This is a genomic window from Mesorhizobium sp. B263B2A (genome assembly GCF_020165775.1).
Taxonomy (GTDB): Bacteria; Pseudomonadota; Alphaproteobacteria; order Rhizobiales; family Rhizobiaceae; genus Mesorhizobium; species Mesorhizobium opportunistum.
This window is the reverse complement of record NZ_JAIUIU010000001.1, coordinates 122845-137743: the sequence shown is the minus strand read 5'-3', so window position 1 is coordinate 137743 and position 14899 is coordinate 122845. Positions and strand designations below refer to the sequence as shown.

The 14899-nt window shown below is 63.6% G+C and carries 8 protein-coding genes; 3 read left to right on the top strand and 5 right to left on the bottom strand.

Annotation, left to right across the window (positions count from 1 at the left end):
- The first annotated feature begins 55 nt into the window (after positions 1-55).
- Entirely contained in the window at positions 56-2104 is a 2049-nt protein-coding gene (locus LB568_RS00655; protein WP_224728742.1) for an ABC transporter ATP-binding protein/permease, read from the top strand.
- Between the two features lie 37 nt (positions 2105-2141).
- Here the strand turns inward: LB568_RS00655 and LB568_RS00650 are convergent, their stop codons facing one another.
- The 5 genes from LB568_RS00650 to LB568_RS00630 all read right to left on the bottom strand — a co-directional run bounded on the left by LB568_RS00650 (position 2142) and on the right by LB568_RS00630 (position 12258).
- Entirely contained in the window at positions 2142-3656 is a 1515-nt protein-coding gene (locus LB568_RS00650; RefSeq protein WP_224728741.1) for a malonate--CoA ligase, read from the bottom strand.
- A 579-nt stretch (positions 3657-4235) separates the two neighbouring features.
- The gene (locus LB568_RS00645) at positions 4236-4964 is read right to left on the bottom strand and encodes a GntR family transcriptional regulator (RefSeq protein ID WP_013891967.1); all 729 of its coding nucleotides are present in this window, start codon (positions 4962-4964) and stop codon (positions 4236-4238) included.
- Between the two features lie 397 nt (positions 4965-5361).
- Positions 5362-6039 (bottom strand): ribulose-phosphate 3-epimerase, encoded by a 678-nt coding sequence (rpe, locus tag LB568_RS00640; RefSeq protein WP_224728740.1) that lies wholly within the window; start codon positions 6037-6039, stop codon positions 5362-5364.
- Positions 6040-6242: 203 nt separating this feature from the next.
- Positions 6243-9995, bottom strand: coding sequence for a DUF11 domain-containing protein (locus LB568_RS00635; RefSeq protein ID WP_224728739.1), 3753 nt, complete (start codon positions 9993-9995; stop codon positions 6243-6245).
- Positions 9996-10005: 10 nt separating this feature from the next.
- The gene (locus LB568_RS00630; RefSeq protein WP_181176895.1) at positions 10006-12258 is read right to left on the bottom strand and encodes a hypothetical protein; all 2253 of its coding nucleotides are present in this window, start codon (positions 12256-12258) and stop codon (positions 10006-10008) included.
- Between the two features lie 150 nt (positions 12259-12408).
- Between LB568_RS00630 and LB568_RS00625 the strand changes: the two genes are divergently transcribed.
- Both LB568_RS00625 and LB568_RS00620 read left to right on the top strand, forming a co-directional pair.
- Positions 12409-14001: an ABC transporter substrate-binding protein gene (locus LB568_RS00625; protein ID WP_224728738.1), complete on the top strand. Its 1593-nt coding sequence runs from the start codon at positions 12409-12411 to the stop codon at positions 13999-14001.
- Positions 13982-14887 carry a hypothetical protein gene (locus LB568_RS00620; protein ID WP_224728737.1) on the top strand — a complete coding sequence of 302 codons (906 nt, stop codon included), beginning with the start codon at positions 13982-13984 and terminating at the stop codon, positions 14885-14887. Before LB568_RS00625 ends, LB568_RS00620 begins: the two co-directional genes overlap by 20 nt.
- Positions 14888-14899 lie beyond the last annotated feature (12 nt).

The following is a 14899-nucleotide window of genomic DNA, read 5'->3' as shown; positions in this document are numbered from 1 at the left end:
CCGTCCCGAACAGACGTCATGAAACCTTTTGATTTTGAGTCCGTTGTCGCAGCGTATGTCCGAGGCGAAACCCAAATCGACACCGGCCGACGGCATCAGACCGCGCGGCAACCCGAAGCCGCGTCGAGGAAAGTCGCGACGGCAAGGGCCGCGTGACCAGACGTCAGGCGAGCCGGGCGAAGAAAAGCCAACGCCCGCCGACGCAGCGCCGGAGGTCGACGGCCAGGCGGGGCCGCCACCGGAAGCTATCGAACCCGATCCGCAGCTGACGCCCGAGGAGGCCGAGCAGGCGCGCAAGAAATACCTGCTGCGGCGTTTCTGGATCAGTGGGCGCGGCTATTGGGGGCGGCAGGGCGACAAGCTCGCCTGGCCGCTTACAGTCGGGCTGTTGACCCTGATCGTCGTCAATGTCGGCTTCCAGTACGGGATCAACGTCTGGAACCGCGCGTTCTTCGACGCTATCGAGCAGCGCAACGTCCACACCGTCTATGTGCTCAGCGCCATATTCCTGCCGCTCGTCGCCGGAAGCGTGAGCCTTGTTATCGCGCAGGTCTATCTGCGCATGACGATGCAGCGCCGCTGGCGGTCCTGGCTCACCACGTCGGTGATAGCGCGCTGGCTCGCCAATGGCCGCTACTACCAGTTGAACCTCGTCGCGGGCGACCATTCGAACCCCGAAGCCCGCCTCACCGAGGATCTGCGGATCGCCACCGAGTCGCCCGTCGATTTCATCTCCGGCGTGATCATCGCCACACTGTCGGCCTCGACCTTCATCGTAGTGCTGTGGACGATCGGCGGAGCCTTGAGCTTCACATTGGGAGGCTCGACCTTCACCGTGCCCGGTTTCCTCGTCATCACGGCCGTGATCTATGCCGCGATCACCTCCACCTCGATGGTCATCATCGGCCGCGATTTCGTCCGGCTGTCCGAGGAAAAGAACCAGTCGGAAGCCGAGTTCCGCTACGTGCTGACCCGCGTGCGCGAAAACGGCGAGAGCATTGCCTTGCTCGGAGGTGAGGAGGAGGAGCGCAGCGGCATCGACAGAACCTTTGCCGGCGTGCTGAAGCGATGGGCACAACTGACCGGACAGCATATGCGCACGGCACTGGTCTCGCAGGGATCGAGCCTGTTCGCGCCGGTCGTGCCGGTGCTGCTGTGCGCGCCAAAATTCCTCGAAGGCTCGATGTCGCTCGGCCAGGTCATGCAGGCGGCCTCGGCCTTCGCCATCGTGCAGGGCGCCTTCGGATGGCTGGTCGACAATTATCCACGTCTTGCCGACTGGAACGCCTCCGCACGCCGCATCGCCTCGCTGATGATGTCGCTCGACGGGCTGGAGCGCGCCGAGCAGAGCGACGAGCTGGGACGCATCAAGCATGGCGAGACCGAAGACGGCGCGATGCTCAGCCTCGACAATCTTTCCGTGACGCTCGACGACGGCTCCTCGGTGGTCAAGGAAACAAAGGTCGAAATCGAACCGGGAGAGCGGGTGCTGGTGGCCGGCGAATCCGGTTCGGGCAAGTCGACCTTGGTGCGGGCCGTTGCGGGCCTGTGGCCATGGGGCGGCGGCAACGTCAATTTCCACGCCGGCAGGCGCCTGTTCATGCTGCCGCAACGCCCCTACATCCCCACCGGCACGCTTCGCCGCGCGGTCGCCTATCCCGCGGCGGCGGACAAGTGGACGATCAAGCAGATCAAGGCTGCCCTCGACAAGGTGGGGCTCGGCTATCTCACCGACAGGATCAAGGAAGAAGCACCATGGGACCAGACTCTGTCGGGCGGCGAAAAGCAACGCTTGGCCTTCGCGCGCCTGCTGCTGCATCGCCCCGATATCGTGGTGCTGGATGAAGCGACCTCGGCGCTCGACGAGAAGAGCCAGGACACGATGATGATGACGGTGATCCGCGAACTGCCTGATGTCACCATCATCAGCGTGGCGCATCGCGCGGAGCTCGAAGCCTTCCACAGCCGCAAGATCACCCTGGAAAGGCGTGAGGGCGGTGCCAAGCTCGTCAGCGATATCGACCTCGTGCCGCGCAAGCGCAAACGCAGCTTGCTGAAGCGTGCCTTGTGGGGCTCCGGCTCCGGCGCTTCCAATCGTGGTTAGAGCGGTTCACCCTGTTTCCGAAAAAGGCCTGGCCTGATCAGGATGCGTAGAGATCCTTATAGGCATCGCGCAAAAGATTCTTCTGGACCTTGCCCATCGTGTTGCGCGGCAGTTCGTCGACGAAGATCACCTGCTTCGGATGCTTGTACTTCGCCACGCGCCCGGCGATGGCGCCGAGGATTTCGGCACCGGTGATCCGCGATGCCGGCGCCCGCACGACGACCGCGGTGACGCCTTCGCCGAAGTCCGGATGAGCAACGCCGATGATGGCGCTTTCCAAGACCCCGTCGAGCGCGTCGATCTCGCTTTCGAGTTCCTTCGGATAGATGTTGTAGCCGCCTGAAATGATCAGGTCCTTGCCGCGGCCGACAATGTGGACATAACCGTCGGCGTCGATCACGCCGAGATCGCCGGTGATGAAGAAGCCGTCGGCACGGAATTCCGCCTTGGTCTTTTCCGGCATGCGCCAGTAGCCGCCGAACACGTTTGGACCCTTCACCTCGATCATGCCGACCTCGCCTTGGGCCAGCGTCCTGCCGCTGTCGGGATCGGCGATGCGCAGCGACACGCCGGGCAAGGGGAAACCGACCGTGCCGGCGCGCCGTTCGCCCTCATACGGGTTCGACGTGTTCATGTTGGTTTCGGTCATGCCGTAGCGTTCGAGGATGGCGTGACCGGTGCGCTCGCGCCAGGCCCTGTGCGTCTCGGCCAGCAGCGGCGCCGAGCCCGACACGAACAGGCGGATCGTCTTCGCCGCCTCGCGGTCCAGGGCGTCCTGCTGCAGCAGGCGTACGTAGAAGGTTGGCACACCCATCAGCACTGTTGCGCGCGGCAGCAGCGAGACGATGCGGCCCGCGTCGAATTTCTGTTCGAACAGCATCGAGGCGCCTGCCATCAGGATGACGTTGGTGGCGACGAACAGGCCATGAGTGTGGAAGATCGGCAGCGCGTGGATCAGCACATCGTCCGCCGTGAAGCGCCATTGATCGACCAGCACCCGAGCGTTCGAGGCCAGATTCTCGTGGCTGAGCATGGCGCCTTTCGAGCGGCCGGTCGTCCCCGACGTGTAGAGGATCGCGGCAAGATCGTCCCCGCCCCGCTCGACATCATGGAAATCGGACGTTTGCCGCGATGCCTGGTCCGCCAGCGATCCCTGGCCGTTGCGGTCGAGCGTGACCACGACGGCACCGGATGGCTCGACTATCGCGGCGACATCCGCAGCCCTTGCCGGATCGCAGACGATGACCCGAGGTGCAGCATCGTCGAAGAAATATCCAAGTTCGGTCAGCGTATAGGCGGTGTTGAGCGGCAGGAAGACGGCACCGGCGCGCACGCAGGCGAGATAGAGCAGGACCGCCTCCGGGCTCTTCTCGACCTGCACGGCAACCCGGTCGCCGGGCTCGACACCCAATTGCAGCAGCGCATGCGCGAGCTGTCCCGAACGCGCCAGCATGTCGCCATAGGTGAGCGAGCGGCCATCGTCGGTTTCCATCAACAGACGCCCCGGCGCCGGCATCCGGGACCGGAACGCATCGAACAGATGATTGCTCATGAAGTCTTCCTGCGGTGACGGCAATGGCGGTGTCGGGCATGCGCTTCTGGCCGCATGATGCTACGTCTTGAGCAATCCGAACGCTTCGAGACCGAATTCACCGGTCTTTTCGTTTAGGTGTGTTACTTTGACCTGCATTTTGGTCGGAGCGCATTCCGCAATCGATCTGGGCTTAGCAGACTTATCTTTTGCGATCGCAATGATCACCTTCAGCCAACCGTCGCAATGGTCGATCGCCCAACGTAGATTCTGCATCATCTCGTTGTGCCCAGGACTCGCTCTGCTGGCGGACCAAATTGGCCCACGTTCATAGGTGAACCTCCCGTCGTTTCGCTTAAATTCATCCTGCCAAAGGGTGACTACGACGGTCTTTGTAGCTTCATTTCTAGCTGACCAACTCCACTGCACATTCGTCGGTGTGGTGCCAAAATACGCAAAGCATGCTGTATGAGACATCTTAGCCAAGGATTGCCACCCCATTGCAAACCAAACTTATAGGCAATCACCAATGGCACCGACAAGTGATGTCCTCGCCATCTCAATTAGACGGATCTCGGTGCCATCCCTAGACGGCATGCATCAACGTCGGGCGCGTTCGGCCGGGGCGGCGGCCGTTTCGTTCTGCTTGAAGCGCTCCATGCACATGGAAGCGGTCAGCTGGTAGTGATCGATCAGTGCCTGGACGGCACCGTCGGCATTGCCATCCAGCGCGCATTCGGCGATCAGCCGGTGTTCGGCGAAACCGTCGCGCTGGATGCCTTCGCCGTCATTGGCCATTTGCCGGTAGCGGTAGGCGTGATCGGAAAGCTGATCGCAGAAACCCACCAGCCAGTGCGACCGGCAGGCCGAGATCAGCACCCGATGGAAGGTGCGGTGCAATTTCTCCCAATCCGGATTGATCGACGGGAGATCATGCCGTGACGCGCGCCCCAGGCGATGCAGCGCCAGCACCAGCTGTTCTTCCCATTCGGCGGTGCGGTGGGCAATGGATTCGCGAAGGGCGCGTTCCTCGAGCCAGCAGCGGGTGCGCGTCAGCTCCTCGAGCTCCGTCGCGGTGACCGGCATGATGAAGAAGCCGCGCTGGTCGTGGCGGCCAAGAAGCCCTTCGGAGGCAAGGCGGTTGAGGGCTTCCCGAACCGGAGAGGCGCCGGCGCCATACTTGGAAACAACCCACTCGACCCGCAGCTTGCTTTCAGTTTCGAGAGCGCCGCCGAGAAGATCATCGCGCAGCTGATGATAGACCGTACTGGCAAGCGTGCTTTTGGATCCTGTGCCGTCGTCGTTCAGATTGGCAGCTCCGTAGGTCAAAAGACGACTCCTTTGTCCCCAATTCTGAATTTGGGCAATTCGAGTCCGGAAACAGTCCCTCTCCGTACGTGTACCCTATAACGCCTGCCTTTGGACGCTCAAGCAGAAGATCGCGTTATTGTACTTTAGAACAAAGAAATATACGCCAATCCGCCGCCGGATCGTGCAGATTTCACGCGGCTACAACCAGTGGAAGCTTAACATGTTTTGTATGCACGCAGGATCATCTATTCCTGCGTGCTTGTGCGAGCATCTTTTCTGTCGCGCGCAAAGACAACGAGGCGCGCGCAGCTATCGGGCGGCCTTGGCGAAACTGATTCGGCCGGGCCGGACCCGGAGGGCGTCCGCACGCTCCTTAGCCGGCCTTTTGCAATTGAAATGGATGATCGCGCCGCATTTAGCCGGCGGCCTTGTCGGCCGCCGTCCGGATCGCCTCGATGTTGGCCCGGTAGGCCTCGACGCTGCCGCCCTTGAAGATGGCGGCGCCGGCGACCAGCACGTCGGCGCCGGCAGCGGTGACCAGGGGCGCTGTTTCAGCCGAAATGCCACCGTCGATCTCGATGCGGATCGGCCGATCGCCGATCAGTGCCTTGACCCGTCTCACCTTGTCGACGATCCCTGGGATGAAGGCCTGACCGCCGAAACCCGGATTGACGGTCATGATCAGGATCAGGTCAAGACGGTCGAGCACGTATTCGACAGCGCTTTCCGACGTCGCCGGGTTGAGCGAGACGCCGGCTTTCTTGCCGAGATTCCTGATGGTCTGCAGCGAGCGGTCGAGATGCGGCCCGGCCTCGGCGTGCACCGTCATGCCGTCACAGCCGGCGTCGGCGAAGGCGGCGAGATAGGAATCGGCCGGCGCGATCATCAGATGGCAGTCGAAGAAGGCCTTGGTGCGGTTGCGGATCGCCTTGATGACCGGCGGGCCGAAGGTGATGTTGGGGACGAAATGGCCATCCATGACATCGAGATGTATCCAGTCGGCGCCAGCGGCCGCGACGGCCTCGACTTCGTCGCCAAGCCTGGAAAAGTCCGAAGCCAGCACCGAAGGTGCGATCAAGGTCTTTTTGCTCATCTCGCGGCCTTTCCGGGCGCCTTTTTTCATGCCGGTCACCCTGGATCGACTGCCTAATGCGCGGCGGACGACTTGTCGAGGGTGCCGGCACGGCGGCTCCACAGGCTCGGGTGGCGTTACGGCTAATTTCCGCTGCCCGGCGCCGTGACGAAAAACCCGCCGGATCGCTCCGGCGGGTTTCTGGTCTGGCATCGAGCAGATGGTTATTGCTGCTGGAGTTTCAGGATCCTGTTTGCAGCCGGATCCTGCTGCTGTTCGGCCTGCGGCCTGAGCCGTGGCAGTACCTGCTGCAGGAGAAGTCCAGGGTTGAGCTCCAGCGACGGCTGCCCGCGTATCGGCCGGCAGTTCGGATACCGCCCGATCGTGCCTTCCGGGCAGCGCCGCCTGATGATCGGCTGGCACTGGCCATCGATCATCTGCGAGCCCGGAGCGCATTCCGTCTGTTGCCTGGGCTTGCGGCATGCACCGTCGATCACCTCGGTCCCTCGCGGACAGACGCACTCGCCGCGCTTGTTGTGGACCTGGCCGCGGATGTCGCACTGCTCCAGCTGCGGCTGCTTGCGCCGGCAGGCATTGCCTTGCACCTCGGTACCCCGCGGGCAGACGCAATTGCCGTCGGCGTCGTGGACCTGGCCACGGATGGTGCACTGCTCGGGCTCCGGCCGGACCGGACGGCAGGCACCGTTGCGCACTTCGGTTCCTCTCGGGCAGACGCAGTCGCCATTGGCGTCGTGAACCTGGCCACGGATGGTGCACTGCTCGGGCTTCGGCCGGATCGGACGGCAGGCATTGTCCCTGACTTCCGCACCCCTGGGGCAAACACAATCGCCGTCCGCGTCGTGGACCTGGCCACGAATAGTGCACTGCTCGGGCTTGTCGGTCCTGACGCATTTTCCGTTCTCGAGCGCCGTGCCGCGCGGGCAGACGCAACGCCCGTCCTCGGTGCGGATCTGGCCTTCGAGCAGCACGCAGCGCTTCGGCGGAGGTGGCGTCGGCAGAACGTTGGTACCGCCGCCGGTGCACTGGCCGTTGCGGAAGGTGGTGCCTTCCGGGCAGACGCAGCGGCCCGCATCGTTCATGACGAAGCCCGGCGAGCACTCCTTCTTCACCTCATGCGTGATGATGAAGGGGTGGCACGCATAGGCCTTGCCGCGATCGCCCTGCACATTGGCCGCATCCTTGGACAAGACGTCGCCGCCGCCTTCAACCCGCGTGTCGGGAGAGAGCACGCCGACGCAGTTCTGGCCGTTGACGTCGCCTTGCAGGTTGGCCAGGCCGTCGTCGGGAATGACCACGGTGACATGGTGCGACTGGCTTTCACCGGCGCCGAGCGACAGGTTGGCGATGCAGGACAGCGGCAAGGTTGCCGGCTCGGGCGAACAGCCGAAAGGCGGATCGATCGAGGTGATCGCAACGCCGTCCAGCCGGCCGAGCCCTTCCACGCCGATCGCATCACCGATGCGGACCGGGCCGGAGAACGGGCTCGTCCCATCATTTGATATGGTGATGTCGAACGAGCAGGGCTGGCCGGGCCTGCATTCGCGGTCGCCGGTCTTTTCGACGCGGATTGTCGAAGAGCCGCCGCCCTTGGCGCAGGCTTGGCCGATCGGATAAACGACGTCGTCGCCGGGCGCCGGCCCATAGGAGCCGCGCGCGCAGTTCTCGAACTCGCCATTCGCCGAGACCGTCACGTCGAAGTGCCTGGATGTTCCGGGTGTCATGACGGCACCTGGAATCTTGCAGGACAGCGCATTGGCAGGCACCGGTCCGCATGCCCATTCCGCGCCGTCGGGAGTGACGCTCTGGATCTGGACGGGGGCGCCGCCGGCCACCAGCGTGGCGGCATCGTTGACCCGCACCGGACCGGTGGGGGCAGCGGTGCCAAGGCTGATGACGGTGATGCGGCACGAGACGAGCGCGGCACCGGCGAGCGAGCCATTGCAGACCTTGGTGATGCGCAGGGTCGGCTTGCCGCCATTGGGATGACGGAAGCGTTCCTTTGCGCAGGCCCTGTTGTTGGTGAGGTCGACCTCACCGGGGATGGGCTTTACCGCCGCGCAGTTCTCGACCGTGTCCGACTGGTAGCCGGCCGGCATCACCGCCTTGACGACGATCGGCGTCGAGGCACCCGGAGGCAGCGAGATGCCTGCATTGTCGCAGCGGAACTGGCCAGGACCGTTCGGTCCGCATGTCCAGGGCGGGCTCGGCCCGAAGGTCGAGGAGGCCGGCGCGCCGCCCGGGTAGTTGTCGATGACCGTCAGCGGTCCATTGTAGGTGGCGCTGCCGTTGTTGATGACGTCGATCACGAAGTAGCAGATGCCGTCGGCCGTGCAGACCGGGACGCGGGCTCGCTTCTTCAGGATCAGGTCGACCTTCTTCTCCACCGGCGGCTGGCAGTCGCGGTCGCGATCGCCACGGCGGCAGATCGGGATCGAGGCGCAGCCACGGTCGTTCGACTGGCTGCCGAACAGCGGCTTGCCGCTGGCGTCATAATTGTAGGTGGCGCAGTTGCGCAAGCTGCTGCCTTGCCAGCCTCCGGCCGGCTTGAAGCCGAGCTTGAGGTCGACGGAGGCGCCCGGATTGAGCGTGGTCACCGGATGGGTGCAGATCATCGGGGTGGTGCCGGGTACGCAAACCCAGGGCGGATTGGGCCCTGAACTCAGCGTCGAACCGGCCGGCAGCGTCACCTCGTCGAGCACGATCTTGCCGTTATAGGGCGCGGTGCCGACATTGGTGACCCTGATGGTGAAGTCGCAGCCGCCACCCATCGTGCAACGCGTCACGTCGGCGCGTTTCTCGACCTTGAGGTCCGGCTCCTTGTCCCTGGGCGGGCACTTCTGGTCACGCGGGATGACGATGTCGATGGTCTGCGTGCAGCACAACCCCCAGCCTTCCTTCGGGCCGGCATAGGTTTCGATGCCGGTGACGATGAGGTGGATGACGTCGCCGGGCGATGCGCCGACGATCTTCCAGTTGAGCACCCCGCCCCCCGCCGGAACCAGTTGCGTATCGGGGATGATGGTGATGCCGGGCGTGGCCGTCGAGACCTGCACCCATTTGCCGCCCATCTCCGAGCCTACCGGCATGTGGTAGATGAAGGCGCCGCCGCCGGGCACGCAATCGACCGTGCCGCGCTCCACCTTGAAGCATTCCTTGCCGGGAGGCGGCGGTGGCGGGTTGCATTTGGTGAGATCGATCTTGATCGACGTCTTGGCGCCGGTCCTGTAGTCGCCATCGTCGGGTTTGCCCGGATCCTGCGACGGGATGAGGGTCCCGGTGCCGGTTCCGTTGGTCACCTTGATCAGGCCCTGGTTGTCGACGATGGTCGGCGAGGGAAACGCCGCATGGTCGATCTTGGCCGTGATCTTGAAGGTGATGACACGTTCATTCGGCGCGCCCGAGCCGTCGAGGTCGGAGGCGGAAATCCGGAAATCGGAAACCGTCGCCGTGTCGTTGGGACCCGCCGAATTGCTGATCGTGGCGCCCGGCAGCGGTCCGCCGGAGGAATCCGTGCCGTCGCCGAACACGTTGACGTTGACGATGGCAAGACCGTGCGGGAGCTGGTCCTTGAACTCGATCTTGAGCTTTTTCAGCAAGGCCGCGAGACCTGGATCGGCAAAGCCCTGCGGATCGCCGCGCAGGCCGAAGCTCAGCGAATAGACGACATAGTCGCAGCCTCTTTGCGTGCCGGTCTTGGTGAAGAAGGGCACGATCCGGTCCGGCCGCGGGTTGATGATGCGCGAATTGTCGAGGTCGAGCCTCAACTCCGGGGTGATCGGAGCGGAGTCTTCCGCAAGGCTGGGCAGCGGGGTCAGGGTGGCGACCGCGATACCGGCCGCCATCAGCCAGCGCGCGCCGCGCCTGGCGTATGACAGGGGTTTCATGATCGTCTCCATGACGGTTGAGTTGACGGTTGAGTTGTTTTCCGCAAGCGGGAAGAGTGCGAGATTTTTCATCTTCCCCTCCTCAACGTTCGCAGCTGACGGCTGGGGTTCTGAGCGGCAAGGTCATCTTGCAACAAGGGTAGTAGCCACCCTTGTCCTTGTCGGATTGCCTGTAGAAGCAAAGCCCGACATCCACTCTGTCGCCCGGATAATGGCCGGTGATGTCGATCGTGTACGGCTTGCCCGGCGCATGCGACTGGGGTGATGTCACCCCGACGCCGGGCGTCCTGGATTGGGCCTTGATCGAATCGCCGCCGAAGCCGGCATGGTCATGGAGATAGAGATCGGCCTCGAGCCCGCGCGGCGTGCAGAAATACTGCACGTCCTCGACATCGATACAGGGAGGCAGATTGCCGGGCGGTGGGAAGTCCGGCGGATAGAAGGGGGGCAGGTAGCCGCCCGGGATTTCCTCATAATAGCCGGCGCGACCCTCGCAGGGGTGCCAGACGGCGACATCGCCTACATGGCCTTCCACTTCGGGATCCTCGAAATAGCCGTCGAAGTCGACGAACCAGGAGCCGAAGGGCGGCACATTGGCCGGCTTGACCTGTTCCTTGGGTGTGATCTGCACGCCGTGCACGGCGAGCGGTCCGCCGGCGGCGAGTTTCTCGGCAAGGGCCGGATTATCGCGCAATTTGTCGCCTGTGTTGACCAGCGTCTGGGTGCAGACCGAAGTGTCGAGATTGCCGTCCGCGTCATAGCCATATTGCAGGTCGACGCCGCCGGCCGACTGCCGGTTGGCCTGCGGGAAACCCACCGCATATTCCTGCGGCGCTTCCACCCAGACCGATTCCGTCTCCGGATCGTCGGGATTTTCGCGCCAGTAGCGGATGACCTCGCCCTTGCCGGAATCGGCGAGCTGGCTGTAATCGTAGCGGTTTTCGACCGGGCCGCGCTGGGCCAGGTACATGAAGCCGCTGTTGTCGAAGGCGATGTCGGTGACAGCGTAGTCCTTGTCGGCCTTGGCCGTCAGTTCCCAACGCGGGTCGCCGGCGAAGCTGCCGTCGCGGGCAATGCCCACCGACCAGATTTCGGCCTTTTCGCCAACCGAGTAATAGAGCCGGCCGCCATGATAGGAGACGGCCCAGACGCGGCGTTCGTCCTGCGTGTAGCCCCAGGTTTCAGGGTCTTCGCTGTCGAAGGCGGCACCTTGTATGTCCATTACCGCGCCATCGTCGGCGACGGGAGCCAGCCCGTGCGCCGGGCGCCCTGCAACACCATGGTCGAAGGTGTCGATCAGCCTGCCACCGGCGTCGATGCGATGGACGAGGCCGGTATCGAGGTCGGAGGCGAAGAACTGGCGGTGAATCGGATCGAAGGTGAGATTGCCGATGCCGGGACCGCTGTTGGTGTCGATGTCGGCGAATTTGGCGACCTGGCCGGTGATGCCGTCGATCTTCCAGATGGTGCCTGGCCCGCCGCCGTTCTCGGTGCCGAACTGGCCCTCCATGAAGGTGGCGCCCGCCATGCCGCGGCGCTGCCGCTCCGGCCTGCCGTCCTCGTCGGTATCGGGCGTGACGATGCGGATGCCGTGCAGCGAACTGGCGCCGGCATAGAGGTTCGGTATGCCCGACGGGACGCCATCGCGCACGCCGTCATCATAGGTGAGGCCGAACACCTGGCCGATCTGGCCTGATGTCACCTCGAAAGGCGGCGGCGTGAAGACGAGCTGGCCCGAAGCCGGCCCGCCGAGATGCGAAACGTCGAACACGCGCAAGGTGGCGCGCGTGGTGTCTATGAAGGTTTCATCGACGGGATCGACGCCGGGCGGCAGGCCCCCTTTTTCGGAATCAGGGGGGTCGAAATTGGGAATGACGGTGCCGGAAAATCCGGTAACCGCCATCGAACCGGGATAGATGATCTGGGTTTCCTGCGCTTTTGCGGCACCGCCAAACCATAGGCCCGCACCGAGCGCCAGCGCCAGCAAGCCGCCTGCGTGGATGGCGCGGCGCAAACGGCCCTCAAGAGAATATGTCAAAGGAGAATACATCAAAGAAGACACGCGCGTGCCGCGGACGCGAGACATGAAGCTACCCCCGTTAGCCACGGGAGAAACATCCGGCGTTGCCGCGCAAATCAGGGCAAGGCGCGGTGGTCCGGCACGTTCTTCCCTGATCGAATTGTCTGCTTTCCTCACGGTTACGTTACTACCGCTCTTACGCAGGGTCAACGGAATCAGCGGGAAGCCCAGCGCATCGACCCCATCCCGAAGGCGGTGGTCGCGCCGAGCTCCTGTTGTTCCCGTGGACCTCGGAGCCTCGGGGTTGCTGGTCATGGCGGCTTCCTTTCCGGGGCCGCACCATGCGGCGCCTGGACATCAGTCGCGGGCGGAAGCGGAAAGGTTCATCGTCGGCGGGCCGGCTTACCGGCGCTGCCGTCTTCTGATAGCATCGCCCAGGCCTTTGGGCATGCCTTGGGGGGCATCATGACAAGCAAGCGCTCTGTTCTGCTCCTGGCGACGCTTTCTCTTTTCGCGTTGCCAGTTCATGATTCCATGGCCAAGACCTTGGTCTATTGCACGGAGGCCAGTCCGGACACGTTCGACCCGGCTCTCGCTTCCGGCACCCGTGACGCCTCCGCCACGGCGCTCTACAACCGTATTGTCGAGTTCGAACCCGGCACCACCAAGGTGCGTCCCGGCCTGGCCGAGAAATGGGAGATTTCGGACGACAGCCTCACCTATACCTTCCACCTCAGGCACGGCGTGAAGTTTCACACCGTCGATGGCTTTACGCCAAGCCGCGATTTCAATGCCGACGACGTGCTGTTCACCTTCGAGCGCCAGGCAGACGCGCAGAACCCGTTCCACAACTATGCCAGCCGCCCCTATGGCTATTTCGACGGCATGGGCATGCCACGCCTCGTCGCCAGTTGGCGCAAGCTCGACAACTACACCGTCGTCATGACGCTCAAGGCGCCTCATGCGCCGATGCTTGCCAATCTGGCGATGGACTTTGCCTCTGTTGTTTCCAGGGAATATGCCGACAGGCTGCTGGCTGAAAAGCGGCCGCTCGACCTGGCGACGAAACCGGTCGGCACGGGTCCGTTCCAGCTTGTCGACTACCAGCAGGATGCGGTCATCCGCTACAAGGCCAATCCCGATTATTGGCGCGGCCGGCCGAGGATCGACGACCTCATCTTCGCCATCACCACCGATGCCAGCGTCCGGCTGGAGAAGCTGCGCGCCGGCGAGTGCGATGTCATGCCCTATCCCAATCCGGCCGATCTGGCGGCGATCAAGACGGCGCCCGGCATCAAGGTCATGCAGCAGGAAGGCCTCAACACCGGATACCTCGCCTTCAACACGTTGCAGAAGCCGTTCAACGATCCCAGGGTCAGAAAGGCGATCGACATGGCCATCGACAGGAAGGCGCTTGTCGACGTCATCTTCCGGGGCACCGGTGAGATCGCGCGCAATCCGCTGCCGCCGACCTCCTGGGCCTATGACAAGACCACGCCCGACCCTGTTTTCGATCCCGATGCCGCCAGGCAGGCATTGACTGATGCCGGCATCAAGGATCTGCACATGAAGGTCTGGGCGATGCCGGTGCAGCGCCCGTACAATCCCAATGCCCAGCGCATGGCGGAGATGATCCAGTCGGACCTGGCGCGGATCGGCGTCACCGTGGATATCGTGACCTATGAATGGGCCGAATATCTTGCCCGCTCCAAACCGGTCGACCGCGATGGCGCCATGCTGTTCGGTTTCACCGGCGACAATGGCGACCCCGACAATTTCCTCTCGGTGCCGCTCGGCTGCGCCGGTGTCGGCGCCACCAACCGCGCCAACTGGTGTTTTCCTGCCTTCGACGATCTGCTTCGGCAGGCTGCCGGGATCGTCGACCTCGATGCCCGCATGAAGCTCTATGCGCAGGCACAGGGGATCTTCCGGGAACAGACGCCATGGGTGGTCATTGCCCATTCCGTGGTGTCGATACCGATGCGCGAACGGGTCCAGGGTTACGTCATGGACCCGTTCGACCATCACGACTTCTCGAATGTCGACATCAGCGAATAGCGGCGCAGCCATGCGAGCCGGTCTCGATGTCGCCGATCTCGATGTCTATGTGGAGAGCCTGGGCAATTTTCGTTCGGGAGAGGAGTATTCCATCCAGTCGCTGCTGCCGCGCCTGGAGCAGGCAGGGATGACGGTGCGCGTGCTCGATCGTCCGGCGCGGGAGCATCTGGCGCCGGCGGCTCTGCTGCACATCGACCTGACCGATGTGCCACGCCTTTATCACGACATCGCCCGGCGCTACGCGCGCAGCATCAACGGCCATGCGCTGTCCATCCACCGGCAGCTCTATTCATCGCTCAGGATCGGTGCCGGCGACGGCCATTCCGGTCCGGTCATCGTCAAGACCGTTCTCAACAGCAGGGGCCGGCCCGAACTGCGCTGGCGGCAGTATCGCAACGGATGGACGCGGGCGATGCATTTCGTCCGCAAAACCGCCGATCCCGGCTACAAGGAACGGCTGTGCCCGCGCTACCGCGTCTACGACACTTTGGCGCAGGTTCCGCCCGAGGCCTGGGGGGACGACCGCCTGATGGTCGAGAAATTCGCCTTCGACAGCCTCGACCTGCCGATCGTCAAGCACCGCTACATGTTCCTGCTCGGTGCCGAAGTGAACATGCGGCAGACCTATAACGACGTTCTCTGCAAGGGATCGGAGATCATCAGCAATGAGGTCGGCGGCGCCGTTCCGCCCGAGGTGAGGGCGGTCAGGGAGCGGCTGCGTCTCGATTTCGGCGCGATCGACTATTTCATTGTCGACGGCAAGGGCATCGTCGTCGACGCCAACAAGACGGTCGGCTCCAACCCGGAATGGCTGAAGAAGAACCGATTCCGCCAGGAATTCAACGACCGCATGGTCGAAGCGCTGATTGAATTCGTGCGCGGTTGAACCCCGCGGCAA